Source organism: Mesorhizobium sp. GbtcB19, assembly GCF_019091085.1.
Classification (GTDB): domain Bacteria; phylum Pseudomonadota; class Alphaproteobacteria; order Rhizobiales; family Rhizobiaceae; genus Mesorhizobium.
In genome coordinates, this window is record NZ_JAGXJY010000010.1 from 1 (window position 1) to 14,527 (window position 14,527).

Consider the following 14,527-nt stretch of genomic DNA (forward strand, 5'->3'; position numbering starts at 1 on the left):
CGCAAACTTCCTCGGCTTCGTCAAGCTCGCTGCCATCATGCTCTGGCTCAAATAATTAAATTGTCACTACAGCCTAGTGCTCGTCATAGCGGCGCTAGAGCGCCGTCGAACCCATGCGTGCTGTATACTAGCCCGCATCATAGACTTTCCGCTGAGTTTCAACGCGTTGCTGGTTATCGGCATGCAGACCGCCGTCCAAGGCCACCAAGTCGAGAGGATATTCGTGCATGAAGATCATGAATTTCGGTAAGTTATATGCTTCAGCAACCGCAGCGTTGATAGCGCTCACCATGGCGCGCTTGGCATCGATGTTGACGCCTTGTGGTACGTGCATCATCAAAACAGGTCTGGCCGGCTCGGAATCGAGGCGCCCATCTTGACTGACGCTCTCCAGCGGCCATTCGCGAATAAAAATCCGGACATCGTCAGGGAAAGGATAGGCCTGGTGGAGCGCGTCATACATCGCTTTGACAAGCTTCTTCTTTTCGGTGATCCGGATGCCCTGAGGAACGTCCAGGTAGGTAACAGGCATGTTTGCTCTCCTATCTACGGGTCCAAGCCGGACCACTCAGGGCAGATCCTGCCGGCGCTGCGCCAGTTCGTCGCTAAGCCGCGTCAGCTTTCTCGTCCTCAGGCAGTTCCAGCCTGGACGTCAGCGAACCCTTCACGTGTTGCGGTCCTTTTTCGACTTCGCCTATGCGGCGGCCGGCTGTGCCGCCACGAGCATCGCAAACTGGAGCTCAACCGCCTTGACAGCGCTGCCACGCCAGCTCTCCGCCATCGACGCCGACGTGGGATCTGGGAAAATGTCCTGCTCCCCCTTCGCCACGCCATCGAAGATGCCTTGCGCAACGGATGCCGGCGAGGCCTTAGGCACTTCGAGGTCGCGTGACATTTCGGTATCGACGGGGCCGGTCAGGACTGCATGCACGCGCACGCCCCGCTGAGCCAGGAGAGCACGCAGAGATTGTGTTAGGGAAAATGCAGCCGCCTTCGAGATCGAGTAGGCAGGAATGACCGGCAGGGCAGCAAGGGCCGCCACCGACAGCACATTGACGATGGCACCGCGGGAGCGCGTGAGCAGTGGCAAAAAAGCCAGGGCCATGCTGTGCGTGCCAAAGAGATTGACTGCAAGATGTTGTTCAAGCACCGCAGGATCGCTCAGGTCGTCATAAAACGCCACGCCGGCATTGTTGATGAGAATATCGAGGGATTCGATGCTCTCGACAGCGCGCTGAATCTGCTGACGGTTTGTCACATCCAAGGTCACGGCCGTAACGCGGCTGTCTGAATGGACCAGAGGCTGACGCGTACCAGCGTACACTCGTTTGGCGCCTTGCCTTAAGGCTTCCTGGACCAGGGCCTGGCCGATGCCGCGATTGCCGCCGGTTACCATCACGCTTTTGTTCTCGAGGGTCATTTCATTCGCTCCGTTATTGTCTGAAGCTAAGACGAATGAGGCCGCAAAAAAGAGTCACTGACGATCGGCTCGGAAGGTGGCGTGTGCGCGATAGAGCCCTCAGCCCGCCCGCTGAGACTGTTCAGCATCGCCGACATCCAAAGCCTGGAGACACGCGCATCCGTCAATTGGATCTTGGCGAGTTTCGCGCCGGTGCCCTCATGGCGCATCTGGTCGATAGTCAGTTACCATTTCGAATGGGGGAAGCGCTGTTATGGCGTAAACGTCACGGAGGTATGTCCGGATCTTTCGGCATGGATCCGAACCAGCCTCCCTGCGCTAATCTGCTTCACTCCGCGGCAGTCTCAACACGGTCCACAGACGGGTTCGCGTAGCGCAGTCGGCAAGACCCCGCTGTTGCAAGGCATGCCCGCGAGGTCGCCCTTGTGGCGGGTTTCGCGCATCAATGGCACATGGCGAGCTGGACGCGGCGTGATTGGGATACACGCCAAGCGGTTTGCCACAACCATATGTCTGCGAAGATACTCTTGCCGGATGCAGCGGCCTGCTCAGCGAAGACTTCACTGACGTCGCCATTGCCGAGGTCGTCACCCCGTCTGCCCTGAACCGTCCTTCCGGTCGCGAACAGAGGGCGTTCACCATCAAAGCGGTGACTCCTTTTCGGCGCCTGGATCGTCCTAACCATAGCCAGACAGAGGAGAAGAATTATGAGCCTCAAAGGTAAGAATATTGTCGTCACCGGCGGAAGCCGTGGCCTTGGCTTGGGATTGGTCGAGGCGCTTGTGGGTTGCGGGGCCAGGGTCACGGTAGTTGCGCGCGGCGCCGATGCGCTCGAGGCGGTCCGGACCCGACTGGGTGTTTCCACGATCGCCGCCGATGTTACGGACGAGACGGCAGCCCACAGCATCCTCACCGAGGTGCGGCCCGACATACTGGTGCTAAACGCCGGCATGCCGCCGCCAATGCGTCGGTTCGACCAAGTGAGTTGGGCGGATTTCACCGCAACCTGGGAGCACGACGTCAAGGCCGGACTGTACTGGCTGCAGGCGGCGCTTAATGTGCCGCTCAAGCCTGGGAGTCGCGTTCTGGTGATGTCGAGTGGTGCCGGCGTGAGCGGATCGCCGATGTCAGGTGGATACGGCGGTGCCAAACGCATGTTGTGGTTCATGGCCCAATACGCCAACAGTGTCTCGGAGCAGAAGCACCTCGGGATTCACTTCCAGGCCATTGTGCCGCTGCAGATTGTCGGTGGTACCGGTGTCGGCGACGCCGGCGCCAACGCCTATGCGCACGCAATGGGTGTTACGACCGAACAGTTCCTGGCCCGCTTCGGAGCGCCAATGCCGCCGAGGGAATTCGGGGAAAAGGTTGTCGAAGTGCTGGACGACCCGAGATATTCCGGGGAGCTTGCCTTCGGACTCAAGGGGGGTGCGGGAGTGACAATCCTCGAGGGAGCCGCTGCTTGAGCACGGAACGATCCCCGCCGAATAGCTACCGCCGGGCGGAGCTTGTCACGCTGGTCGGCGAGTTGCGGTCCGAACTCCACCGCTATTGCGCGCGTCTCATGGGATCCGTCATCGACGGTGAAGATGTCGTGCAGGATACGCTCGTCCGGGCTTTCGCGGCGTTGCAGGACTTGGAGGAGATGCCGCCGCTTCGACCCTGGCTATTCCGGATCGCCCACAACCGCGCCCTCGACCTGCTACGCGGCCGTGCGGTGCGCACGGCCGAACCACTCGAAGCCGCCTCGGGTGTCGCCGATTCGACCCACCCTGACCCTGTGGAGGTGCTGATGCGCCAGGAAGCGGTCAAGACCGCCGTATCGCGCTTTGTGGAGCTACCCATCCCTCAACGGAGCGTCGTTATCCTGAAGGATGTGCTGGACGGGTCCCTGACGGAGATTGCTGCCCTGCTCGACATTACGGTCGATGCTGTTAAGGGGCATCTGGCGCGGGGTCGCGCGCGACTTCGGGAGATCAATGCGCAAGCCGGCCCGCCGACGAATTCGCGGCCGCCGTCCGCTGCAGTGGCACGCTACGTCGCGCTCTTCAATCAGCGAAACTGGGAGGCTTTGCGCGCGCTGCTCGCAGACGACGTCAAGCTCAATCAAGCGACGCATCCAATCCGCGTTGGAGCGGCCGACGTTAGCATGTTCTTCACCATCTACGCTCGGAGCGAAACAGTTCACTTGGCTCCGGCCTGGTTGGAGGGCCGTGAAGTCATCGCAGTATTCGAGAATGGGCCAGCGGCAAAGCCCAGCCACTTCATGTGGTTGGAGTGGCGAGACGGGCGCATCACGTTTATTCGGGACTATCGCTACGTCAGCTATGTCGCGGAGAGCGCGGAACTTGTGCTCGCATGAGCATCCTTCAGCCCCGCCCTTTCGGGCCGAGCAGTCTGGCCTGCTGCTGGTTTTTCGGACACGCAGTTGAGCCAGCGTAGCTTGTTCCTCGAACTCGACCGGCTGAGATAGCCCAGTGTCGAGTGCCTTCGCCGAGGGGTTGTATAAGCGCTCGCCATAATCGAGCACGTCCGCCCCTGGCGTCATCCCTTGTCCTGCAGACCTCGCGGGCCGTGCGCTCGGTCTTGAGCGACGAGAAGAAGCTCTCCATCGCAGCATTGTCCCAGACGTTGCCCGACCGACGGCGTCGAGCGTCACTTCGACGGGTTTGATATCGTCCAGGCCGAAGACAAGGGACGAACTGGCGGCAAGCGGCTTTTGTGCCGATCACATCAATGCTCTCCGAGGTCTTGGACGCAGCCGACAGGCGCGGCGAGACCGTTCTGGTCAACGGCCATGGTGAGCCGTTCTCCGCCAAGTCGCTGACTGGAATGATGGCGCATTGGTGCAAGCTTGCCGATCTTCCGAAGGGCCTGACCCTGCATGGTTTGAGGAAGTCGCTCGGTGTTTATCTGGCGGAGGCCGAGGCCTCGACCAGGCAGCTCATGGACGTGCTGGAGCACGACGATATCGATCATGCCGAGCTCTATTCGCGCGAGGCGTCCCAGGTTCGGCTGGCAGTCCAGGGGATGGATCGAGTCGTGTGCCTCGTGACGCGCAAGCCGATGCTTGGCGAACCTCGTGGCGAACCACCCTATAAAGCATTGATAAATAACGATAATGGTGGGCCCGGAGGGACTCGAACCCCCAACCAAGCGGTTATGAGCCGCCGGCTCTAACCATTGAGCTACAGGCCCCACGCGGGCTGGCTTAGTGTTTTTCGCCCGTCCGCACAAGACTTTCGAAAGCGCTGGCGCCAAACGTCAAAATCAGCCCATATTCGCGCCGTAGAGCGGCCTGCGCCCATATGGCGCGAAACAAGGTCCGGGCTTGCGCCGAACTGCCGTATCGACGCCATTGCGGGTCGAGGCGGATGTTGCGCCAAACGGGCCGGACCGCAGACCTCGAGGAGTTTTCATGACCAGACATCTTTTGCCCATCGCGCTCGCTGCCGCGGTCGCGTTCCCGGCGCTGGCAAGCGCCGCCGACACACAGCCGCCGCCCCGCATCATCGTATCGGGCGAAGGCGAAGCGACGGTGGCGCCTGACATGGCGATCCTCTCGCTCAGCGTCATGCGCGAGGCAAAGAGCGCGCGCGAGGCGCTCGATGCCAACAACGACGCCATGGCGGCGGTGATTGCGGCGATGAAATCCGCCGGCATTGCCGACCGCGACCTGCAGACCGCCGGCATCCAGATCAACCCGCGCTACAACTACACCAACAAGGCCGACGGCAGCCAGGAAGCCGAGCTCGTCGCCTATCAGGTGACCAACACGCTGTCGGTGCGCGTGCGCGACGTCGACAAGACCGGCGAGATCCTCGACAAGGCGGTGTCGCTCGGCGTCAACCAGGGCGGCGGCATCGCCTTCACCAATGACGATCCGAAGGCGACGATCACCGAGGCGCGCAAGAAGGCCGTCGCCGATGCGATGGCGAAGGCCAAGACGCTGGCCGAAGCGGCTGGCGTCAGCCTCGGCAAGGTGCTCGAGATCACCGATCAGAACATTGCGCCGGTGCCGATGCCGATGGCCGCCAAGTCCTTCGATGCCGCCCGCTCGGCCGTGCCGGTGCAGGCTGGCGAGAATTCCTACAATGTCCAGGTCACGGTTACCTTCGAGCTGAAGTGACATCCGGCCCGCATCGCGGGCATGCCGTCAACAAAAAAGCCCCGGGGGATCGATCCACCGGGGCTTTTTTCGAGCCGCGCCTCACCTAGAGGGGCTCCGCTAGCCAGGATTGATCCTCGCAGAGGATCATATCCACAGGCGATCCTCGCGAGGATCGTCCTTTCTGCTCACACGCCTCAGCGGTAGATGATCGGGCAGCCGCGTTCGTTGGCGAACACCACCACCACGCGGTCGCCATACTGGCGGCCAACCACCTTCACCGTGCGGCGGCTGATGTCGACGATGCGGGCGCGATGCAGACCCATGCGCTCGGCCTTGTCGAGCGCGCGATCCGGCGAGCAGCCGCGCCAATCGCGGTCACGGCGCCAGTCGCGGCGGTTATAGTTGTCGTCATCGCCGGTGTAGACGCCGAAACGCGGGTCGTGCTTGTTGCCGAAACCGAGATAGAGGCTGTCCGCGTGCGCCGGGATGACCGCGCCGAGCGTGCCGAGCCCGATAAGGGCCGAAAGTGCCGCCGTCTTGATCGTGTTGAACATCGTCTCTCTCCTTGTTGTGGGCGTTTGCCCTTCGAACCAATGATTGGAAAATGCCTTTTTGTGTCTGAACTTTCCGCGAACCGGCCATTCATGTCCGGTTCATATAAGCGCGAACCCGCCAGGGTTCGTCGCTCGTCGTCAAAAACGCTAACCCCATCAAGGGTCAAAACGCGAACCCGCAGGGTTCGTCGTTCCTCATCAAAAACGCGCCCTCTCAGGGCTCGTCATCCAATATATAATCAAAATAGTCGTCCGGCTCGGCCAGGTCGGTTTCCTTGGCCTTCACCCGGCCCTGGATCGAAATGCCGGCTTCGTGCACGGTCTCGGCGCTTCCCGAAACAAGCCGGTGCCACCAGTAAAGATCCTGGCCCTCGGCGATCAGCCGGTACGCGCAGGTTTTTGGCAGCCAGGTGATGGTGCGCACATTCTGCGGCGTCAGCCCGACGCAATCGGGCACGCGCGCAAGCCTGTTCTCATAGTCCGAGCAGCGGCATTTGTCGGCATCGAACAACCGGCAACCGACGCTGGTCCAGTAGATCTCGCCCGTATCCTCGTCCTCGAGCTTCGAGAGGCAGCATTTGCCGCAGCCGTCGCAGAGCGATTCCCACTCGGCCGGGGTCATCGTCTCAAGCGTCTTGGTTTTCCAGAACGGTGCGGTCATTTGGGTGGATTTGGCCCTCCGCGGCCCTCCGGTCAAGCGCTGCTGTCACAGTGACCCGGTATCAACATTAGAAAAACACGAAATTGCCTTCAAAAGGCCGGCCAGGCATCCTTGGTTGGCGCCAATGCCTTGTAACGGAACCAATTGCGGTTGATGAAAGTTTGGGCAGGGATGGGACCCCACTAGGAGAAAATTGACATGAAACGCCAACCACGGATTCTGGCGGGCACGGCAATCGGCCTGCTTATGGCATCCGCGCCGTTGGGCGCGTACCCGCTGCAGGGGGGTGTCGCTTCCGGCAGTCTGCACGGCGCACCGCTCGTCCTGGCGCAGGCCGCCTGCGCCGAAGGCCAGTCGGCCGAGGAATGCGCCCAACAGGGTGGCGGCCAGCAGGGGGAAGCCGAACAGCCGCGCAAAAAGAAGCAGCAGCAAAGCGAATCGGCGCCGGCTGCCGAGCAGGCCGCGCCTGCCGAAACCGAGCAACAGCCGCGCAAAAAGCGGCATGAGCAGCAGCAGATGGACAATGCCCAGTCCGGAGAAGCTCCGGCCGAGCAGCAGTTCAAGCCGCGCAAGAAACGCGAACAGCAACAGCAGATCGAGGCCGCGCCCGCCGACCAGGGCGGCCAGCCCGCAACCGACGAACAGCCGATCAAGCCGCGCAAGAAGCGCGAGCAACAGCAGCAGACCGAAATGGCTCCCGCCGATCAGGGTGGCGCGCCCGCGACCGAGGAACTGCAGCCACGCAAGAAGAAGCGCAACCAGCAGCAGATCGAAACGCCGGCCGAACAGCCTGCGCAACAGGTCGCGCCGGCCGCTGGTGACCAGCAACAGAGCGACCAGCAGCAGGGCAACCAGGGCCGCAAGAAGCGCAAGCACGATCAGCAGCAGAGCGAACCCGCCGGCCAGGCCGGCGAGCAGGTCTCGCCGGCCGACCAGGCCGCCCCCGCCAACGACAATCAGCAAGGCGGCAACCAGTTCAAGAAGAAGCACAAGCAGAACCAGCAGGGCGAGACCGCTCCGGCCGAGCAGACGCAGACCAACGAGCCGACCAAAAAGCTGGCGCCCGCAGGCGAACCCGTGCCGCAGGCCGAGCCGTTGCAGAACGGCGAGCAGCCGGTCCAGGGCGAGCAGACCCAGGACAAGAAGAAACGCGGCAAGAAGCCGGTGGGCGAGCAGCCTGCCGCCGGCCAGCAGCCGGCGACGGGCGAGCAGCCGGCAACAGGCACTCAGCAGCCAACCACGGGTGAGCAAACCCAGGGTGGGAAGCAGTTCGGCAAGAAGAAGCCCGTGACCGAAGAACCCACGACTGGCGAGCAGCCGGCGACAGGCCAACAGCCTGCTACAGGTGAACAGCCCGCCAATGGCGGCAACGCCGCGCAAGGCGAAACGCCCGCGAACCCTAACGAGGCGCCCCTCCTCGACAGCCAGAAGGATACCTTCCGCAAGCACCGGGGTGGCCAAAATGGCGGCGGTCAAAATGCCGGCGGCCAGAACGACAATGGCCAGGCCGGTACTGGCCAGGCCGGCAATAAAGCCGGCCAACAGGAGGGCCAGCAGGTGCAGAAGCCGGCTCCGGTCGATCAGGGTCCGCCGCCCACCGATGACAAGTCGGCGCAGCAGGCGATCAAACCTGAGAAGATCGTCCCGGTGGACCAGGAGAAGGGCAAGCGGATCGAGCTTACGCCCGACCAGGTTGTCCGCGAGCGCCGCCGGCCGCAGGGCACGGACGTCGTCAAGCAGTTCGGCGACCGCGTCATCCTCCAGTTCAACAACCAGACCTTCGTCGAAAGCAACGAGGCGCCTCGCATCACCCGCGGCGCCAGGGACGTCTACTACGAGGATCTGTCGGGCGGCCGCACCCGCGAGACGGTCGAACGCGGCAACGGCGTGCGCGTCGTCACCATCCGCAACCGCTATGGCGATGTCATCCAGCGCTCGCGCATCATGCCGGACGGCCGGGAATATATCCTCAGCTACGTCGACGAGCGGCAGTACCAGGACGACGAGGATTGGCGCGATCCAGGCGACGACCTGCCGCCGATGCGGCTCACCATCCCGCGCCGGGACTACATCCTCGATTCCGAGGATGTCGAAAGCGACGACGACTACTACACCTTCCTCGAGCAGCCGCCGGTGGAAAGGGTGCAGCGTCTCTATTCGATCGACGAGGTGAAGCGCTCGGCCCGCGTGCGCGACATCGCCCGGCGCATCGATCTCGACACGCTGAACTTCGACTTCGGCTCGGCCACGATCTCGGACACCGAAGTGCAGAAGCTCGATGGCGTCGCCAGCGCCATGGAAAAGCTGCTCAAGAAGAACCCGGCGGAGACCTTCCTGATCGAAGGCCACACCGACGCCGTCGGCACGCCGGAGGCAAATCTTGCCCTCTCGGACCGCCGCGCCGAAGCGGTTGCCGAGGCGCTCACCAACGCCTTTGGCATCCCGGCCGAGAACCTCACCACGCAGGGTTATGGCGAGCAATATCTCAAGGTGAACACGCCCGGTCCGAACCGTGAGAACCGGCGTGTCGCCATCCGCCGCATCACCTCGCTTGTGGCGCCGGTGGCGAACAACAGCGACCAGCAATGAGCGTTTGATTTCAAGATCCTGTCCGGATCTTCACAATCAGAGCGTAAGATCAAGGCCCGTCCGTCCGGACGGGCCTTTTTCCTTGCCGGCTCAAGAAGAATTGTCCGGTCGATTAGAGCTAACTCATTGAATTGCCGCATTGCGACACCCAAATTCTGTGCAGGGCGTTCCCTGCCCTGTCCCGACTCCAGCGGGACACACTGAGCCCCGCCGGTCCCCCTCTCCGGCGGGGTTTTTTGTCTTGAAAACCGGGCCTATCTGGCCGAAATACCGTTTACCTCAACTTGACCGGAACCCTTCATGAAGCGTCTCGAACTTGCCATCGAATCCGTTATCCTGGCCTCGCGCTGGCTGCTCGTCGTCTTCTATCTCGGGCTCGGCCTGGCGCTGGCGATCTATGCGCTCTCTTTCGGCAAGAAGCTCTACGAGTTCGTCATGACCGCCTTCACGCTCGGTGACATGGATACGATCCTGAAGATGCTCGGCCTGATCGACGCTGCGCTCGTCGCTTCGCTGGTGGTGATGGTGATTATCTCGGGCTACGAGAATTTCGTCAGCCGCTTCGACGAGCAGGACGGCGAGGTCCATTGGCTGGGCACGATCGATGTCGGCTCGCTGAAGGTCAAGGTCGCCTCGACCATCGTCGCCATCTCCTCCATCCACCTTTTGCAGGTGTTCCTGAATTCCGTGTCCTATACCACCGACCAGCTGATGTGGCTGACCATCATTCATCTCGCCTTCGTCGTCTCGGCGCTGATGCTGGCCTATATCGACCGGGTCATGGCGTTGGCCAAGGGCAAGAAGGCTGAAGGATGACACCTTTGAAAGAGACTCAAGATAGGTTGCGCCTCGAACAACTTCGCAAAGCGATCGATGAGGGTGACCGGTCGGGTGACCCGCAACCGTTCGATATCGAATCTTTTATCGAAATGAAGAAACGACCGCGTGATCTCGGTCAGTAGATGTTTTTGATGTTGGTTTCGGTCCTGGCAAACACCTCGTCCGGCACGAAAAAGTCACCGGCCAGCGGCCCGGCTGCGCCCGGCGCATAGACCGAAAAGTCGGCGACGCCTTCGGCGCGCAGCACTTCCTCATCGATGTAGAAGTTGCCGGTCGCCTCGCGCGAGGGGCGCATGAAGATCGCATGCGCGGCATCGGCCATGATGTCGGGCGAGCGGCTCATCGCGGCCACCGTCGGGCCGCCGAGAAGATTGCGCACCGCGGCGGTATCGATGGTCGAGATCGGCCACAGTGAATTGACGGCGATGCCGTCCTTGGCGAACTCAGCGCTCATGCCCAGCGTGCACATCGACATGCCGAACTTCGCCATCGTGTAGGCGACGTGGTTCTTGAACCACTTGGCCTTCATGTCGAGCGGCGGCGCCAGATTGAGGATGTGCGGGTTCTTCGCCGACTTCAGGTGTGGAATGCACATTTTGGAGACCAGGAAGGTGCCGCGCGTGTTGATCTGATGCATCAGGTCGTAGCGCTTCATGTCGGTCTCCAGCGTGCCGGTGAGCTGGATGGCGCTGGCATTGTTGACGCAGATGTCGATGCCGCCGAATTTTTCGACCGTCTTTGCCACCGCGTCGGCGACCTGCGCTTCGTCGCGGATGTCGCAAAGCACCGGCAGCGCCTTTCCGCCGGCCTGCTCGATCTCCTCGGCCGCGGAGTAGATCGTGCCCGGCAGCTTCGGATGCGGCTCGGCGGTCTTGGCCGCGATAGTCACATTGGCGCCGTCGCGCGCCGCGCGCAGCGCGATGGCGAGGCCAATGCCGCGCGATCCGCCCGAGATGAACAGCGTCTTTCCGTTGAGCGACATCTTTTGCCTCCCTCTGCAACAGGCAGGCAACTTGCGCGGCGGGCAGCCATGGCGCAAGAGCGGAAAACAGCCCAGGTGGTTACGTTGCGTAGCGTAGGAAACCTTGGTGACACCGGCCGGGGTCACTTGAGATTCAGGTCAGGCCGAGTCGAGAATGATGGCTTCCGAGAACCGGAGCGGAGCGTACTTGAAGTACGTGAGCACCGGAAGCGCAGGAAGCCGTCGTTTGCAGGCCGGCCTCACCTGAATATCAAGTGACCCCTAAACCAGCACCAGCCCCTGCCGCATCGCAATCGCGATCGCATCGGTGCGATTGGCGGCGCCGAGCTTGATCAGGATGGCGGCGACATGGAACTTCGCCGTGTGCACCGAAATGTTGAGCCGTCTGGCGATCACCTTGTTCGGCGCGCCTTCGGCCAGCAGCGCCAGCACCTCGGCCTCGCGCGGCGACAAGGCCGGACGCGTCTGATTGTCGTCCGGCACATCCTCTTCGGCGAGCCCGTCATGGAAATCGCCATGCGCGACCTCTGGCGATCCCGACCTGCTTATCTGATAGCCAGAGGCGGCCAACCGCGCCGCGGCGGCGATCAACAGGCTATCCGCCGACGGCGGCAGCACGGCAAGCACGTTGCCGGGCAGCCGCTCGTGCCCGGTGCGACGGGAAAGCAGCACAACGGGCGTCGTCGAGCCGACGGCTCGGCTTTCCAAAGCCATATCGTCGGTTACCGCGACGTCCGCCGCCTGGCCTGGGCTGGTTCCGGCCAGTGTCGGCACCAGATCGTCACTGGCGGCGAGCGCATCGGCAAGCTGCTCGGCGCGCTGGGCATCGCCAAGCGCCACCAGCACCGTCAGGTGGGCTGCCAGTGCTGGTCGTGCGATCACTTGTGCTGCGCTGCTTGCCATCAGCCCTCTCAGCTCAGCGGCTTTTCGCCGATGGTGATCGAAACGTCGCGCGCGGCGCCGCCGCTCGAAACACCGAGCGTCACCGTGGTGCCGGCGCTGTCCGGCCCGAGCTTGCGGATCAGCTCGCGCGGGCCATGCACGGCCTCGCCGTTCCAGGCGACGATGATGTCGCCGACATGCAGCCCGGCTGCCTTGGCCGGACCATTGTCGTCGAGGCTCATCACCATGGCGCCCTTCGTCTCGCCATTGCGGATCGGATGCAGTCCGGCGCCGAGATAGCCGCGCGCGACATGGCCCTTTTCGCGCAGCGTCGCCACCGCGCGCTCGATCGTCTCATAGGGCATGACCAGCGCGCGCCGGCGCGGCCCGAACAAGAGCATGCCGATCAGGCCGCCCTTGGCGTCGAGCACCGGGCCGCCCTCGAAGCGGCCGCCTGTGTTGATGGCGAGGTTGATGCGCCGGTCGATCGTGCCGCCGCGCATCGAGCGCCAGGCCGGCCCGACTTCGCCGACCGTGCCGAACACGGCGAGCGCGGCGCCGTCGCTGTTGCCGGCGGCGATCGCCAGATTGCCGGGGCGCACGGCACCGGCCTGAGCGAGTTGCGGCAGGCTGGCGGCAGCGGAAGCCGGCTTCAGCAGGGCAACACCGGTCGACGGATCGCGGCCGACGAGTTCTGCCTTGACGGTTTCGCCTGAAGCCAGCGTCAGCTCGATCTCCTCGCCCGCCTCGACCGCTTCCTCGGCGGTGACGAAGTAGCCGTCGCGCCAGTGGAAGGCGCTCGCGGTGCGGTGATGGTGCGTGGCGAAACTCGCCAGCGCCGGCGCGGCCGCCGCCGCGACATCGGCAACGGCGTCGGAAAAGGCACTGAGGTTGAAGTCGCTCATAGAAATATCTCCTGGGTTCGGTGACCCAGATATCGCTCCGTAGCGGCGTCGGGGGTACTCGCCTGACGGCTAGTCACCGGCCGGACTGGCCACATGGTCAGGTCGCGGCTGCCGAGCTTGCTCCGCACATATAGTCATCATTCCGCAAGATCACACGGGAACACGCCGATGGCCTTCGCAGCCGAAAAACTTCCATCCGACGACATCTTGCTCGATGCCTATTCGGCATCCGTTGCCGATGCCGTCGACCGCATCGGCCCGGCCGTCTGCCGCATCGAGCGCATCGGCGCCGGCGGCCACGGCTCCGGCTTCGTCATCGCGCAGGATGGGTTGGTCGTCACCAACTTCCATGTCGTCGGCGATGCGCGCGCCGTGCGCGTCACCATGCCGGATGGCGCTTCACGCGAAGGCCGGGTGCTGGGCCGCGACCCGGATACCGACATCGCGCTGGTGCGCGCCGACGGCAATTTTGCCGACGTCGCGCCGCTCGGCGATTCCAAGCGGCTGCGCCGCGGCCAGATCGCGATCGCGATCGGCAATCCGCTCGGTTTCGAATGGACCGTCACCGCCGGCGTGGTCTCCGCGCTCGGCCGCTCGATGCGCGCCTCGACCGGCCGTCTGATCGACGACGTGATCCAGACCGATGCCGCGCTCAATCCCGGCAATTCCGGCGGTCCGCTGGTGTCGTCGGCGGGCGAGGTGATCGGCGTCAACACCGCCATGATCCATGGCGCGCAGGGCATCGCCTTCGCGGTCGCTTCCAACACCGCCAATTTCGTCATCTCCGAAATCATCCGCTTCGGCCGCGTGCGCCGCGCCTTCATCGGCGTCTCCGCAGACACGACCAACCTGCCGCGCCGCGCGGCACTCCTGTCGCAGGTCACCACGAGCACGGCGGTGCGCCTGCGCAGCGTCGAGAAGAACGGCCCCGCCGCCAAGGCCGGACTGAAGGAAGGCGACATCATCGCGGCAATAGACGGCCGGCCGGTCACCGGCGTCGACGACCTGGTGCGCATCCTCGATGCCGAGCGCATCGGTCGCGAAACGCTCTGCACGGTGGTGCGCCGCACCGGCGTCAGCCAGGTGGCGGTGGTACCGGTGGCGCGGACAAACTGAAACCCGCTAGTCTAGGTTCCGGCAGCGCCATCGGCATACTGCGCCAGAAACTCTTCGCTGGGTGGGATCGGCTTGATGACGTCGATCAGCACTCCATTCGGATCCCTGGTGATGAAATGGCGCTGGCCGAAAGGCTCGTCACGCAGCGTGCGCAGGATCGGCAGGCCGGCGGTGACGACGCGCTCGTAGACGGCGTCGGGATCACGAACCTCGAAATTGATCAGCAGGCCGGACGTGCGTCCGCGCCCCTCTTGCGGGATCGTCTCATGGTCGCCCTGGACGATGCCGAGATTGACGCGCCGGTCCTCGCTGGAGCGCAAATGGACATACCAGTCGCTTGCAAACAGCGGCTCGAAGCGGAAGTGCTCGACATAAAAATCCGCCGTGCCGGCGACGTCACCGGTCATCAGCACCGGATAATAGCTGGTCGTCTTCATCTTTCCTTCTCCTCTCGTCCAACATACAGT

The 14,527-nt window shown here is 63.2% G+C and carries 15 protein-coding genes, 1 tRNA gene and 2 pseudogenes; 8 read left to right on the forward strand and 10 right to left on the reverse strand.

Translation table 11 applies throughout. From position 1 onward, the window contains the following. Nucleotides 1–127 precede the first annotated feature (127 nt). On the reverse strand, nucleotides 128–532 hold the full coding sequence (locus KVT37_RS17900) for a hypothetical protein (RefSeq protein WP_217575433.1): 405 nt from the start codon (nucleotides 530–532) through the stop codon (nucleotides 128–130). A gap of 162 nt (nucleotides 533–694) precedes the next feature. After that, nucleotides 695–1,420, reverse strand: a complete 726-nt coding sequence (locus tag KVT37_RS17905; protein WP_217575435.1) for an SDR family NAD(P)-dependent oxidoreductase — start codon at nucleotides 1,418–1,420, stop codon at nucleotides 695–697. Nucleotides 1,421–2,127: 707 nt separating this feature from the next. On the opposite strand from KVT37_RS17905, the gene KVT37_RS17910 reads away from it, so the two are divergent. Together KVT37_RS17910 and KVT37_RS17915 are read left to right on the forward strand one after the other, a co-directional pair. After that, nucleotides 2,128–2,886 carry an SDR family oxidoreductase gene (locus KVT37_RS17910; RefSeq protein WP_217575437.1) on the forward strand — a complete coding sequence of 253 codons (759 nt, stop codon included), beginning with the start codon at nucleotides 2,128–2,130 and terminating at the stop codon, nucleotides 2,884–2,886. After that, entirely contained in the window at nucleotides 2,883–3,782 is a 900-nt protein-coding gene (locus KVT37_RS17915) for a sigma-70 family RNA polymerase sigma factor (protein WP_217575440.1), read from the forward strand. The genes KVT37_RS17910 and KVT37_RS17915 overlap by 4 nt, the downstream gene beginning before the upstream one ends. 138 nt (nucleotides 3,783–3,920) lie before the next feature. Here the strand turns inward: KVT37_RS17915 and KVT37_RS17920 are convergent. Further along, nucleotides 3,921–4,062: pseudogene (locus tag KVT37_RS17920) on the reverse strand (IS3 family transposase); the annotation flags it as partial. A 65-nt stretch (nucleotides 4,063–4,127) separates the two neighbouring features. Here KVT37_RS17920 and KVT37_RS17925 point away from each other — a divergent pair. Continuing rightward, nucleotides 4,128–4,471 (forward strand): annotated as a pseudogene (locus KVT37_RS17925) (tyrosine-type recombinase/integrase); the annotation flags it as partial. Between the two features lie 71 nt (nucleotides 4,472–4,542). Here the strand turns inward: KVT37_RS17925 and KVT37_RS17930 are convergent. Beyond that, nucleotides 4,543–4,618: transfer RNA gene (locus KVT37_RS17930), tRNA-Ile, on the reverse strand. Nucleotides 4,619–4,838: 220 nt separating this feature from the next. Here KVT37_RS17930 and KVT37_RS17935 point away from each other — a divergent pair. After that, entirely contained in the window at nucleotides 4,839–5,549 is a 711-nt protein-coding gene (locus tag KVT37_RS17935; RefSeq protein WP_217575442.1) for an SIMPL domain-containing protein, read from the forward strand. A gap of 176 nt (nucleotides 5,550–5,725) precedes the next feature. Here the strand turns inward: KVT37_RS17935 and KVT37_RS17940 are convergent, their stop codons facing one another. Together KVT37_RS17940 and KVT37_RS17945 are read right to left on the reverse strand one after the other, a co-directional pair. Beyond that, on the reverse strand, nucleotides 5,726–6,085 hold the full coding sequence (locus KVT37_RS17940; RefSeq protein ID WP_217575444.1) for a hypothetical protein: 360 nt from the start codon (nucleotides 6,083–6,085) through the stop codon (nucleotides 5,726–5,728). Between the two features lie 214 nt (nucleotides 6,086–6,299). Beyond that, complete coding sequence (locus tag KVT37_RS17945) at nucleotides 6,300–6,746, reverse strand: YcgN family cysteine cluster protein (protein WP_217575446.1); 447 nt, start codon at nucleotides 6,744–6,746, stop codon at nucleotides 6,300–6,302. 198 nt (nucleotides 6,747–6,944) lie between these two features. On the opposite strand from KVT37_RS17945, the gene KVT37_RS17950 reads away from it, so the two are divergent. The 3 genes from KVT37_RS17950 to KVT37_RS17960 all read left to right on the forward strand — a co-directional run bounded on the left by KVT37_RS17950 (nucleotide 6,945) and on the right by KVT37_RS17960 (nucleotide 10,297). Continuing rightward, nucleotides 6,945–9,335, forward strand: a complete 2,391-nt coding sequence (locus KVT37_RS17950; protein ID WP_217575448.1) for an OmpA family protein — start codon at nucleotides 6,945–6,947, stop codon at nucleotides 9,333–9,335. Nucleotides 9,336–9,635: 300 nt separating this feature from the next. After that, the gene (locus KVT37_RS17955; RefSeq protein ID WP_217575450.1) at nucleotides 9,636–10,151 is read left to right on the forward strand and encodes a TIGR00645 family protein; all 516 of its coding nucleotides are present in this window, start codon (nucleotides 9,636–9,638) and stop codon (nucleotides 10,149–10,151) included. After that, nucleotides 10,148–10,297 carry a type II toxin-antitoxin system ParD family antitoxin gene (locus KVT37_RS17960; RefSeq protein WP_217575452.1) on the forward strand — a complete coding sequence of 50 codons (150 nt, stop codon included), beginning with the start codon at nucleotides 10,148–10,150 and terminating at the stop codon, nucleotides 10,295–10,297. The genes KVT37_RS17955 and KVT37_RS17960 overlap by 4 nt, the downstream gene beginning before the upstream one ends. On the opposite strand, the gene KVT37_RS17965 is transcribed toward KVT37_RS17960, so the two are convergent. The 3 genes from KVT37_RS17965 to KVT37_RS17975 form a co-directional block, all read right to left on the reverse strand. After that, on the reverse strand, nucleotides 10,291–11,157 hold the full coding sequence (locus KVT37_RS17965; protein ID WP_217575454.1) for an NAD(P)-dependent oxidoreductase: 867 nt from the start codon (nucleotides 11,155–11,157) through the stop codon (nucleotides 10,291–10,293). The two genes, KVT37_RS17960 and KVT37_RS17965, sit on opposite strands and share 7 nt — an antisense overlap. 261 nt (nucleotides 11,158–11,418) lie before the next feature. Then, a complete protein-coding gene (locus KVT37_RS17970) occupies nucleotides 11,419–12,060 on the reverse strand; it encodes a response regulator transcription factor (RefSeq protein ID WP_217575456.1) in 642 nt (213 codons plus the stop codon). 8 nt (nucleotides 12,061–12,068) lie between these two features. Further along, on the reverse strand, nucleotides 12,069–12,944 hold the full coding sequence (locus tag KVT37_RS17975; protein ID WP_217575458.1) for a S1C family serine protease: 876 nt from the start codon (nucleotides 12,942–12,944) through the stop codon (nucleotides 12,069–12,071). A gap of 168 nt (nucleotides 12,945–13,112) precedes the next feature. Here KVT37_RS17975 and KVT37_RS17980 point away from each other — a divergent pair, with 168 nt between their 5' ends. Then, entirely contained in the window at nucleotides 13,113–14,060 is a 948-nt protein-coding gene (locus KVT37_RS17980) for a S1C family serine protease (protein WP_217575459.1), read from the forward strand. Nucleotides 14,061–14,071: 11 nt separating this feature from the next. Here the strand turns inward: KVT37_RS17980 and KVT37_RS17985 are convergent, their stop codons facing one another. Further along, nucleotides 14,072–14,497 carry a VOC family protein gene (locus KVT37_RS17985; RefSeq protein ID WP_217575461.1) on the reverse strand — a complete coding sequence of 142 codons (426 nt, stop codon included), beginning with the start codon at nucleotides 14,495–14,497 and terminating at the stop codon, nucleotides 14,072–14,074. Nucleotides 14,498–14,527 lie beyond the last annotated feature (30 nt).

Excerpts from the sequence above, each read along its gene's own strand:
- KVT37_RS17935 (WP_217575442.1), top strand. The coding sequence starts at position 4,839 with ATGACCAGACATCTTTTGCCCATCGCGCTCGCTGCCGCGGTCGCGTTC.
- KVT37_RS17965 (WP_217575454.1), bottom strand. The coding sequence starts at position 11,157 with ATGTCGCTCAACGGAAAGACGCTGTTCATCTCGGGCGGATCGCGCGGC.
- KVT37_RS17970 (WP_217575456.1), bottom strand. The coding sequence starts at position 12,060 with ATGGCAAGCAGCGCAGCACAAGTGATCGCACGACCAGCACTGGCAGCC.
- KVT37_RS17900 (WP_217575433.1), bottom strand. The coding sequence starts at position 532 with ATGCCTGTTACCTACCTGGACGTTCCTCAGGGCATCCGGATCACCGAA.
- KVT37_RS17960 (WP_217575452.1), top strand. The coding sequence starts at position 10,148 with ATGACACCTTTGAAAGAGACTCAAGATAGGTTGCGCCTCGAACAACTT.
- KVT37_RS17905 (WP_217575435.1), bottom strand. The coding sequence starts at position 1,420 with ATGACCCTCGAGAACAAAAGCGTGATGGTAACCGGCGGCAATCGCGGC.
- KVT37_RS17940 (WP_217575444.1), bottom strand. The coding sequence starts at position 6,085 with ATGTTCAACACGATCAAGACGGCGGCACTTTCGGCCCTTATCGGGCTC.
- KVT37_RS17985 (WP_217575461.1), bottom strand. The coding sequence starts at position 14,497 with ATGAAGACGACCAGCTATTATCCGGTGCTGATGACCGGTGACGTCGCC.
- KVT37_RS17910 (WP_217575437.1), top strand. The coding sequence starts at position 2,128 with ATGAGCCTCAAAGGTAAGAATATTGTCGTCACCGGCGGAAGCCGTGGC.
- KVT37_RS17945 (WP_217575446.1), bottom strand. The coding sequence starts at position 6,746 with ATGACCGCACCGTTCTGGAAAACCAAGACGCTTGAGACGATGACCCCG.
- KVT37_RS17950 (WP_217575448.1), top strand. The coding sequence starts at position 6,945 with ATGAAACGCCAACCACGGATTCTGGCGGGCACGGCAATCGGCCTGCTT.
- KVT37_RS17955 (WP_217575450.1), top strand. The coding sequence starts at position 9,636 with ATGAAGCGTCTCGAACTTGCCATCGAATCCGTTATCCTGGCCTCGCGC.
- KVT37_RS17975 (WP_217575458.1), bottom strand. The coding sequence starts at position 12,944 with ATGAGCGACTTCAACCTCAGTGCCTTTTCCGACGCCGTTGCCGATGTC.
- KVT37_RS17980 (WP_217575459.1), top strand. The coding sequence starts at position 13,113 with ATGGCCTTCGCAGCCGAAAAACTTCCATCCGACGACATCTTGCTCGAT.